Source organism: Actinomadura syzygii, from assembly GCF_008085905.1.
GTDB classification, from domain to species: Bacteria; Actinomycetota; Actinomycetes; order Streptosporangiales; family Streptosporangiaceae; genus Spirillospora; species Spirillospora syzygii.
This window is the reverse complement of the sequence record NZ_VSFF01000011.1, coordinates 505251-516658: the sequence shown is the minus strand read 5'-3', so window position 1 is coordinate 516658 and position 11408 is coordinate 505251. Positions and strand designations below refer to the sequence as shown.

Genomic DNA, 11408 nt, shown 5'->3' with positions numbered 1-11408 from the left:
GCACCCGCCCGCCCTCGGCCACCGGACCGAAAATCTCCTCCAGATGGTTGGCGTACAGGTTCGCCAACCCGCCGTGCGTCACCACCACGCCCTTCGGACGCCCCGTCGAACCCGACGTGTAAATCACATAGGCCGGGTGGTCGCGGGTCACCTTCACGGCGGCCAGAGCGGCGGACGGGGCGGCGGACGTCCGCACGGCCTCCTCGACCAGCACCGGATCGGTGAGGTTCAGCATCGCGGCGACGTCGCGGGTGGCGATCGTGCAGGCCGGGCGGGCGTCGTCCAGCATGAACGCCAGCCGCTCAACAGGATGATCCAGATCCAACGGCAGGTACGCCGCACCCGCCCGCAACACCGCCAAAATCGCCACCACCGCATCCACCGAACGCGGCACCGCCAAACCCACCACCGAACCAGGACCCACACCACGCCCCACCAACACCCGCGCAAGACCATTCACACGCCCACTCACCTGAGCAAACGTCAAAGACGCCTGACCACACACCACCGCCGTCGCGCCAGGCGACACCGCCGCACGCTCGGCGAACCGATCAGCGACCGTCCCCGCCCGAACCGGACGCGACGGGCCTGCGGAGAAGGACGCGATGGCGGCGCGTTCGGCGGGCGTGCGGACGTCCAGGGCGCTCAGCGGACGGTCCGGCTCGGCGGCGACGGCGGCGAGCAGCACGCGCAGGCGTTCGGCGAGCGACTCGGCGGTCGCGTGGTCGAACAGGTCGGCGGCGTAGCGGACGCCGATCGTGAGCGCGTCGGAGCCCCGGACGCGGCGGACGACGATGTCGAGGTCGAACTTGGCGGTGCCGGTGTCGGCGGGCTCCTCGGCGGTGTCCAGCCCGAGCAGGCCGGTGGTCTCGGGTCCGCCGCCCTCGTAGGCGACCATCGTCTGGAACAGCGGGTGCCGGTTCGGCGTCCGGGCGGGGTTGAGGATCTCCACGAGCCGGTCGAAGGGCAGGTCGGCATGCGCGAACGCGGCCAGATCGGCATCACGGACACGCCCCACCAACTCCGCGAACGACGGATCACCCGACACATCCGCACGCAACACCAACGTGTTGACAAAGAAACCGACAAGGCCGTCCAGCGCCTCATCATCACGACCCGCCACCGGATAACCCAGCGGAACATCCTCACCCGCACCCAACCGGCACAACAACGCCGCCACCGCCGCCTGCACCACCATGAACACGCTCGTGTCGGTGGCGCGGGCCAGGCCGGACACGGCCGCGCCGAGGTCGGCGGGCACGGCGATCTCGGCGGTCCCGCCGCGGTGCGAGGGCTCGGTGGGACGCGGCCGGTCGTAGGGCAGCGCGAGGTCGGCGGGCAGCCCGTCGAGTGCGGCGCTCCAGAACGCCTCGCCGCCCGCCGGGTCGCCCGCGTCCTGCCGCCAGAGCGTGTAGTCGGCGTACTGCACCGGCAGCGGAGCCCAGTCCGGTGCCCGACCGGCGGCGCGCGCCCGGTAGGCCCGGTCCAGGTCGGCGAGAAACGGGGCCAGCGAGCCCTCGTCGGCGGCGATGTGGTGGAACAGCAGGACGAGCGTCCACGTGCCGGGGCCGCCCAGCAGCGTCACGCGCAGCGGCGGCTCGGCGGTCAGGTCGAACGCGTGCCGGACGGCCCGCTCGACCGCGCCGTCCCCGCCCTGGCCCCGTTCCCGGACGAAGGGCGCGGGCAGCGCGGCGTGGACGCGCTGGTAGGGTTCGCCGTCGCGTTCCCCGATCGTCGTCCGCAGCGGCTCGTGCCGTTCCTGGACGTCGTGGATGGCCCGCTCCAGCGCGGCCGGGTCGAGGTCGCCGGTGATGCGCAGCACGATCGGGATGGTGTAGGTCGGGTTCGGGCCGTCCAGCCGGTCCAGGAACCACAGCCTGCGCTGGGCGTGCGCGAGCGGCAGCGGGTCGGGACGGGCGGCGGCGCGGCGCAGCGGCGGCCGGTCCGGGCCGCGCGCGGCGGACCGGGCGCGGGCGGCGAGGGCGGCGGCGGTCGGGGCCTCGAACACGTCCCGCACGCCGAGGTCCGCGCCGGTCAGCGCGCGGAGCCGCCCGACGAGGCGGGTCGCGAGCAGGGAGTGGCCGCCGAGCGCGAAGAAGTCGTCGCCGGGCCCGGCCCCGGGCAGGCCGAGGACGTCGGCGAACACTCCGCAGACGATCTCCTCGTGGTCATCGCGCGGACCGCCGCCCGGCGCGGCCCCGGTCCCGGACGCGGCGGGTGCGGGCAGCGCGGCCCGGTCGATCTTGCCGCTGATGGTGGTGGGCAGCGCGTCGAGCATGACGATGGCCACCGGTACGGCGTGGCCGGGCAGTTCGGCGGCGAGCGCGCGGCGGGCCGCAGCAGGATCGGCGGTCCCGGTCGCGTACCCGACGAGGCGGGGCGCGCCCGGGGCGTCCTCACGGACGACGGCGGTCGCCGCGGTCACGCCGGGGACGCGGGCGAGGGCGGCCTCGACCTCGCCGAGCTCGATCCGGAAGCCGCGGAGCTTGACCTGGTCGTCCACCCGGCCGAGGAACTCCAGGTTCCCGTCCAGACGCCACCGGACGCGGTCGCCCGTCCGGTACAGACGCTCGCCGGGCGCGCCCGACGGCGCGGCCACGAACCGCTGCGCGGTCAGGCCGGGCCGGGCGAGGTAGCCGCGGGCCAGCTGCACGCCCGCGAGGTACAGCTCGCCCGCGACACCGTCTGGGACGGGCCGCAGCCGGTCGTCCAGGACATGGACGCGCGTGTTGTCCAGGGGATGCCCAACAACCGGCGTCGCGCTGTCGGCGACCCGCGCGGCCAGGGCGTCAACGGTGAACTCGGTCGGCCCGTAGTAGTTGACGACCTCGACTTCGGGACGGTCGCGCAGTGCCGTCCACAGCCCGTCCGGGACGGCTTCGCCGCCGAGCAGGAACACCGCCGGCAGGTGCCGCCCCTCGTCCAGAAGTCCGGCCTCCAAGAGCTGCGCCGCGTAGGAGGGGGTGACGTCGAGGGCATCGATCCGGTGCGTGGCGCAGTAGGCGGCGACGGCCCCGGCGTCGCGGCGGTCGATCTCGTCCAGGACGTGGAGTTCGTGCCCGGCGATCAGCCAGAGGAGCTGTTCCCAGGACGAGTCGAATGAGAACGACGCGGTGTGCAGCGCGCGGACGCGGCGTCCGAGGCGCGCGGCGGCGGGCTCCACGAAGGCCCGCAGGTGGTCGTGGTAGAGGTTGGCCAGCCCGCCGTGTTCCAGGACGACGCCTTTGGGCCGTCCGGTGGAGCCCGAGGTGTAGATGAGGTACGCGGGCTGCCTCGGGTCGATCTCCACCTCGGGCGGGGACGCGGAAAGCGTCCCCAGGTCGGCGTCGTCCCAGGCCAGCCGCGGCGGCCCGGACGAGGGAAGCTTCCCGGCGGCGTCGCCCGCGGTGAGGACGAGGGCGGGCGCGGCGTCGTCCAGCATGAACGCGATCCGCCGCGCGGGCAGGTCCAGGTCGAGCGGCAGGTAGGCGGCGCCCGCCTTCAGGACCGCGAGGATCGCGGCCACTGACAGGGCGGAGCGGGGCAGTGCCAGGGCCACCACCTGCTCGCGGCCGATCCCACGGTCCAGCAGGAGGCGGGCGCCGCGGTTGGCGTGTTCCTCCAGCTCGCGGAAGGTGTAGCTCGTCGTCGGGTCGGTGACCGCGACGGCGTCCGGGGTCGCGGCGGCGCTCGCCGCGAACCGGGCGGTCACGGGCCCGGGCGGGACGGTCCGGTCAGTGATGTTGCGTTCGGCGTGGACGCGCCGTTCGGCGTCCTCCAGCAGGTCCAGGTCGCCGACCAAGGTGTCGGGCTCGGCGCAGGCGCGGCGCAGGATCGTGACCAGCCGGTCCGCGAGGGCGGCGGCGGTCGCGCGGTCGAACAGGTCGGCGGCATAGCCGACCTCCAAGTCGAGGCCGGGCGAGCCCGCGACGTCAGCGACGGTGATGTCGAGGTCGAACTTGGCGACGCCGGTGTCGGCGGGCTCCAGGGAGGTGTTCCCGCCGAACAGGTCCGAGACGTCCCGGGTGACGGTGTCGTGGGAGACCATCACCTGGAACAGCGGGTGGCGGGCCATGGACCGGGTCGGGTTCAGCGCCTCCACGAGCCGGTCGAAGGGCAGGTCGGCATGCGCGAACGCGGCCAGATCGGCATCACGGACACGCCCCACCAACTCCGCGAACGACGGATCACCCGACACATCCGCACGCAACACCAACGTGTTGACAAAGAAACCGACAAGGTCGTCCAGCGCCTCATCATCACGACCCGCCACCGGATAACCCAGCGGAACATCCTCACCCGCACCCAACCGGCACAACAACGCCGCCACCGCCGCCTGCACCACCATGAAGACGGTCGCCCCCGCCTCGCGGGCGCAGCGGCGGATCTCGGCGGCGACGTCGTCGGGCATGGCGATCCGCACGACTGCGCCCCGGTGGGACGCGACGGCGGGACGCGACCAGTCGAACGGCAGCGGCAGCTCCTCGGGCGCACCGTCCAGGACGGCCCGCCAGTGGTCGAGCGCGGCGCGCGTGCCGTCGCTGGCGGCCTGCCGCCAGAGCGTGTAGTCGGCGTACTGCACCGGCAGCAAAGCCCAGTCCGGTACACGACCAGCGGCACGCGCCCGGTAGGCCCGGTCCAGGTCCGCGAGGAACGGGCCGGAGGACCACTCGTCCGCCGCGATGTGGTGCAACACGATCGCCAGCGTGTGGCTGCCGCCGTCGCCGGAGGTGAAAAGCGTCGCGCGCAGCGGCGGCTCGGCGGCGAGGTCGAAGGTACGGCGCAGCACGGCCGTGAGATCGCCGTCGCCCCGGTGCAAGACGGGCACCGCGCCGGTGACCCGCTGGTACGGCTCGCCGTCGTGCTCGGCGACGACGGTCCGCAGGATCTCGTGCCGCCGGGCGACGTCGGCGAGCGCCGCCTCCAGCGCGGCGGCGTCGAGGTCGCCGCCCGTCCGCAGCACGATCGGGATGTTGTAGGTCGGGCTCGGTCCTTCGAGACGGTGCAGGAACCACAGCCGCCGCTGGGCGTCTGACAGCGGCACCCGCCCAGGCCGGTCGGCCGGGACGAGCGGCGGCCGTCCCGCCGCGGCGCGGGCCGCCGCGAGCCGGCGCGCGAGGCGGGCTGGCGTCGGCGCGTCGAAGACGTCGGCGATCGTCGCCGCCGCGCCGAGCGCCGTGCGGGCGCGGCTGGCGACGCGCGCGGCCAGCAGCGAATGCCCGCCGAGGGCGAAGAAGTCGTCGTCGGGGCCGACCGCGGCCAGGTTGAGGAACTCGGCGAACACGCCGCAGAGGAGCTCCTCGCGGAGGTCGCGGGGTGTCCGGGCGCCGTCGGCGGCGCCCGTCGGCTCAGGCAGGGCGTTGCGGTCGACCTTGCCGTTGGCGGTCATTGGGAGGGCGTCCAGGACGACGACCACCGACGGCACCATGTACTCGGGCAGCCGGTCGGCGACCGCGCGCCGCAGTGCTCCCGGGTCGGGGCGCTTCCCGTCCGCCGCCGGGACAACGTAGGCAGCCAGGTGGCGCACTCGCGGACGGTCCTCGCGGACCACCGCCACGGCCCGTCCGACCTCGGGCCGCGCGGCGAGCGCCGCCTCCACCTCGCCCAACTCAATCCGGAAGCCTCGGATCTTGATCTGGCCGTCCACCCGGCTAAGGAACTCCAGGGACCCGTCCGCGCGCCGCCGCACCAGGTCGCCGGTGCGGTACATGCGGGTGCCCGGCGGGCCGAACGGGTCGGCGGTGAACCGCTCGGCCGTCAGCGCCGACTTCCCGTGGTAGCCCCGCGCGAGCTGCGAGCCCGCCAGGTACAGCTCGCCTGCCGCGCCGGGCGCGACCGGCCGCAGCGCGGCGTCGAGCACGTATCCGGCCGTGGTCGGGAACGGCTCTCCGATCCCGGGCACGCCCCGGTGACTGCGGGCGAGGCGCTCCGACGTCGCCCACACCGTGACCTCTGTCGGCCCGTACACGTTGACGACGGTGGGCGCGGCGACGGCGAGGCGTTCGGCGAGCTCGGCAGGCAGCGCCTCGCCGCCGACCAGGACGCGAGTGTGGCGGACGGCGTCCGGGTCGTGGTCGAGCAGGGCGTGCCACAGCGCCGGTGTCGCCTGCATCACGGCCGGCCGGTGCGCGGCGACGAGGGCGGCGAGCGCCGCCGGGTCGCGGACGGTGTCGCGGTCCGCAAGTACGACCGTCGCGCCGCTGGTCAGCGGGCCGTACAGCTCCAGCGCGGCGATGTCGAAGGAGGTCGTCGTGACGGCGACGAGCCGGTCTCCGGCGGCGAGCGCGAGGTCGCCGCGCATGGCCGCGAGGAAGTCCGCGAGCGCGCCGTGCGGCACGACGACGCCCTTGGGACGCCCGGTCGAGCCTGAGGTGTAGATGACGTAGGCGGCCGAGCGCGGGTCGATCTCCACGTCCTCCGGCGGCGCGGGCCGGACGTCCGCGTCGACGGCGCGCACGTCCAGCACGGGCACGTCGGAGGGAAGGACGGCGCCTGCGGTGAGGGCGCAGACCGGGCGGGCGTCGTCCAGCATGTACGCGAGCCGGTCGGCCGGATAGTCCAGGTCGAGCGGCAGGTAGGCGGCGCCGGTGCGCAGCACGGCGAGCAGGCCGACCACCAGGTCGGCGGTGCGGGGCAGGGCCACCGCGACGACCCGTTCGGGGCCCGCGCCGCACGCGGCCAGCCGCGCGGCGAGCGCGGCGGATCGGCGGTTCAGGTCCTGGTAGGTCAGCCGGGTCTCCCCGGCGGCCAGCGCCAGCGCGCCGGGCGTCGCGGCGGCCCGCGCGGCGAACGTGGTCACCACCGACGGTTCCGCGCCGCCCGCTCCGGCCGCCGGGCGCACGACGCGGTCCCGGACGGGCGGGGGCAGCAGGTGCAGGCGCCCGGTGGGAGTGTCGGGCGCGGCGTGCGCGAGACCGTCCAGCAGCGTCGCAAACTCGTCGCGGTGACCTTGTAGCGCGGCGGCGTCGTAGACCGCCGGATTGCCGTCCAGCTCGAACCGGATACGGCGCAGTGCCGTGTTCAGATGCGGTGCCGTGTTCAGATGCGGCGCGGTGTCCAGGTAGAGCGCAAGGGTGACGTCCTCGACGGGCCCGGCAGCGAGGTTGCGCGGCGTCGCGGGGACTCCCGCGAAGTCCAGCGCGTAGTCGAACGCCTTCACGTTCGCCATCGGGCCGAGGACGCCCAGCCCGCGGCCGACGAGGGACAGGTCGCGGCGGACGTCCTCGATCCGGTACCGCTGGTGGCGGCGCAGGTCGCGCACGCCGCTCGCGACCTGCCGGGCCAGATCGCCCAGCGGCGCCGCGGGCCGCACGTCCAACCGCAGCGGCAGGACGTTGACGACCATGGTGGGCACGCGGGCGGCGGCCGACCCGAGCCGCGTCATGGCGGGCAGCGACAGCAGCACGTCCCAGGTTCCGCCGACGCGGTGGGCGTGCACGGCGAACGCGGCGAGGGCCGCCTCCGACCAGGTGACGCCGGCCTCGTCCGCGAGGGCGAGCAGCGCCTCGGTCGCCTCCGGGTCCAGTGTTCCGCCGGCGCGCAGGAACGAGGGCGACGCGGGCGCGAACGCTCCGGCGAACGACGTCGGCTCGGGCCGGTCGGCGAGACGGCCGCGCCAGTACGCGCGGTCGCGCTCGAACGCGGTACCGGCGCGGTAGGCGTCCTGCTCGGCGAGCACGGCGGCGAGGTCCCCGAACGGGGCGGGTCCCGGGTCCTCGCCCGCCATGAGCGCCGTGTAGATCCGCGCCGTGCGCTGGGACAGCAGCATGAACCCGTAGGCGTCCAGCAGCACGTGGTGCACCCGCTGGTACCACAGGTAGGCAGCGTCGCCGACCCGGTACAACGCGAACCGTGTCAGCGGACCGGCCACCAGGTCCACGGGTGTGCCCATGTCCGCGCGCATCGCCGCCAGGGCCGCCTCCTCGGGGGACGGCTCGTCCCGCGCATCGATCACCTCCAGCGGACTCGGGGCGGTCGCGCCGAGCCGCTGGTACGGGATCCCGTCGTCCTCTTCGAGCCGGGTCGTGAGCGTGCCCGTCTCGGTGAGGCAGCGCCGCAGCGCCTCCGCCAGAGCCGCGGGATCGAGCGGACCGTCGATCCGGACGTACTGGCCGACGTTGTAGACGGGGCTGCAAGGGGTGATGCGCTGGGCGTACCAGACTCCGGCCTGGGCTCCGGTCAGCGGGAGGCGGTGCGGGCGCATGGACATGGTGGCTCCAAAGCGTGATGGACGGGTCAGAGCGACGGCAGGAACGACTCGATGTCGCCGAGGATCCGGACGGCCTCCTGGTACCGGCTGGTGAAGAAGCCGCGGATCGGGTGGACCTGGCCGTCGCGCGCCGCCTTCAGCGCCTTCCAGTTCTGCTGGCCGAGCAGCGTCGCGGTCTCGGCCGAGGGGCTGCCGCCGGGCTCGTCGCCGTCCACGAGGATCACGTCGGCGGCGGCGAGCGTGCCGATCTCCTCGAACGACTTGTCGAAGGAGAAGTCGCCGCCGTCGACGCCCTTCACCGGTGCCCAGGTGACGCCGAGGTCCTTCAGCACGATCCCGAGCCAGGACGAGGCGGTGTAGACCGAAAACTTGCCCGCCTCGCCGGAGTTGACGATCGCCCACTTCTTCCCGGTGAGCTTGTCGGCGTACTTCGCTTTCAGCTCCGCGAGCTTGTCGGTGTAGGTCTTCTTGGTCTGCTCTCCGGCGGCGGCCCGGCCCGCCGCGTCGTCCACCTTGAGGGAGGTGGGCAGCAGTTCGTCTGGGTCGCCGATGCCGTAGGACAGGACGGGCGCGATCGGCTTGAGCTTGTCGATCGGGAACGTGACGCGCTTGGGCGCGGAGATGACGATCAGATCAGGCCACAGTGAGACGATCTTCTCCAGGTTCAGCTCGTTGCCCTCCCCGACGAGGGGCACTTTCTTGATCTGGGCGCGCTGCTGTTCGGTGAGGGCGTTCTCGTCGATGTCGGTGACGCCGACCATCGACACGCCCGCGTCCAGGAGCCAGGCAGCCGCGTAGGACAGGCCGATGATCCGTTTGGGCTTCGCCGGGATCTGAACCGGTCCGTCGGGCGTCTGTACGGTGCGGGCGGACGTGCCCGTGGCCTGGCTCGTCGCGTCGTCGCCGGGCGAGCCGCAGGCGACGAGGGTCAACGCGAGCGTCGCGGCGGCGCAGGCGACGACGAAGCGGCGCAGTCTGGCGCGAGGTCTGGAGGGAGTGCCGGACACGGGTGTTTCACCTTCGTTCGTCTCAGGGGTGTGACAGGGGTGCGGCGGGGGCCGGGCCGCCCGCGAAATCGCCGCCGGGCGCGTCACCGGGGCCGGTGTTCTCATCGTCGGCGTCGTCCTCGTCGTCGGCGGGCAGTTCGGCCCGGCGCAGGCCGGGGACGAACACGGCCGCCAGGACGGCCGCCGCCGCGCAGACCACACCGTTGACCACGGCCGCGCCGGACGGGTTGAACCAGCGGGCCAGCGCGGCGGCCTCGATGTCGCCGACGATGTCGCCGGTGGTCTCCTCGGCGGTGACGACGCTGGTGATCCGGCCGCGCAGCCCGTCCGGCGTGTGGTGCTGGACCAGGGCGTACTCCAGCACCTCGTACACGACGCCGGCCGCGCCGACGACGGCGAGCGCGGCCAGCGCGGCCAGGACGTGACCGCTCAGCCCGAACGCGACCGTGCCGAGTCCTCCGGCGAACACGGCGGCGAGCAGCACCGCGCCGGGCGCGCGGACGCGGCCGATCCATCCGCTCGTCGCGGAGGCGAGCACGGCACCGGCGGCGGGCGCGGTGTAGAGGAGGCCGAGCGTCAAGTCGCCGCCACCGAGCCGCTTGTCGACCACCTCGGGGAACAGCACGGTCGGGACCGCGAACAGCGAGGTGACCAGGCCGAGCGCGAGCAGCGCGCCGACCGTGCGGTGCCGCAGGGCGAACCGGAACCCGGCGAGCGGCGATGAGCGGCCCGCCGAGTCCTCGTCGTCCTCGTCGTCGTCCTCGCCGCCTGGCGGGAGCGGGCGCACCCGCGCGACGAGCACGGTCGTGATCCCGGTCGCGACGGCGGCGACGAGGAACGCCCAACCCGGCCCGGACAGCGCGATGAGCACGCCGCCGAGGAACGGCGCGGCGATGGCGCCGATGTCGCCGGTGAGCGAGACGAGCGCGCCGGCCGCGCGCAACTGGTCGGGGCGGACGAGCGTCGGCGTCACAGCCATCAGCGTGGTGACGCTGACGCCGGTGGCGAGGCCGTCCCAGGCGACGCAGGCGTAGATCGCCGTGATGCTCGGGTGGTCGGAGAACGCGTTGCCCGCCAGCGCGAGGAACGCAAGGCCCGCCAGTGCCCGCGCGGCGACGATCAGCGTCCGGCGGTCGGTCCGGTCGGCGAGCACTCCCCCGGCGAGCGAGCCGGCCAGCACCGCAACGCTCATGATCATGCTGCTGGCCGCGACGCCGAACGACGACCCGGTCAGGTCGTACACTTGCGCCGACAGCGCGACGGCCGCCATGCCGAGGCCGAGCAACGAGACGACCCTGGCGAGGAAGATCCGGCGGAAGTCGCGGGCCGTCCGCAGCGGCTCAAGGTCGATCAGCAGTTCACGCAGGCGCACCGCTCACCCCCGTGGTGTCGTCGGCGGGAACCGGGCCCTGGGACCATCGCCCGTGCCTCGGCGCGCGCGGGATGACCAGCGGCGCGCCCGTCTCCGGGTCCGGCACGACCCGGCAGTCCAGCCCGAACACGGCGCCGAGCAGGTCAGCCGACACCACGTCCTCGGGGACTCCCTCGGCGACGATCGCCCCGTCGCGCATCACCACGAGGTGTGTGGCGTATCGGAACGCCTGGTTGAGGTCGTGCAACACCGCGACGACCGTCCGGCCGCGCTCGGCGTGCAGCTCGGCGCACAGGTCGAGGATGTCGATCTGGTGGGCGACGTCGAGGTAGGTCGTCGGCTCGTCCAGCAGCAGCAGCGGCGTCCGCTGGGCGAGTGCCATCGCCAGCCAGACCCGCTGCCGCTGACCGCCGGACAGCTCGTCCACCGGGCGGCGGGCCAGGGCGGTGACGCCGGTGGCGTCCATGGCCTCGACGACCGCCGCGTCGTCCTCGGCGGTCCACTGCCGCAGCAGCCGCTGGTGCGGGTGCCTGCCGCGCGCCACGAGATCGGCGACGGTGATGCCGTCCGGGGCGATCGGCGACTGCGGCAGCAGGCCGAGCCGCCGCGCGACCTCCTTGGACGGCAGCGCGGTGATGAGCGCGCCGTCCAGCACGACCGCGCCGGCCTTGGGCTTCAGGATGCGGGCGAGCGCGTGCAGCAGCGTCGACTTGCCGCACGCGTTCGGGCCGATGACGGCGGTGAACTCGCCGTCGGGCACGGCCAGGTCGAGCCCCTCGGCGACGACGCGGCCGTCGTAACCGAGGGTCAGCGCGTCGGCCCGCAGCCGCGCGCCCATGCC

Annotated in this window: 4 protein-coding genes; all 4 read right to left on the bottom strand. The window is 74.2% G+C overall.

The window, feature by feature from the left end:
- Positions 1–8188: non-ribosomal peptide synthetase (locus FXF65_RS30300; RefSeq protein ID WP_148353437.1), on the bottom strand; the 8188-nt coding region annotated here is incomplete at its 3' end.
- A 26-nt stretch (positions 8189–8214) separates the two neighbouring features.
- On the bottom strand, positions 8215–9195 hold the full coding sequence (locus FXF65_RS30295) for an ABC transporter substrate-binding protein (RefSeq protein WP_187412558.1): 981 nt from the start codon (positions 9193–9195) through the stop codon (positions 8215–8217).
- Positions 9196–9217: 22 nt separating this feature from the next.
- Positions 9218–10567, bottom strand: coding sequence for an enterobactin transporter EntS (entS, locus tag FXF65_RS30290; protein ID WP_148353435.1), 1350 nt, complete (start codon positions 10565–10567; stop codon positions 9218–9220).
- Entirely contained in the window at positions 10554–11405 is an 852-nt protein-coding gene (locus tag FXF65_RS30285; protein WP_148353486.1) for an ABC transporter ATP-binding protein, read from the bottom strand. Before FXF65_RS30285 ends, entS begins: the two co-directional genes overlap by 14 nt.
- Positions 11406–11408: the final 3 nt, after the last annotated feature.

Bases quoted from the DNA above. Each gene is read 5' to 3' on its own strand.
- FXF65_RS30285 (WP_148353486.1), bottom strand. From the start codon at position 11,405: ATGGGCGCGCGGCTGCGGGCCGACGCGCTGACCCTCGGTTACGACGGC.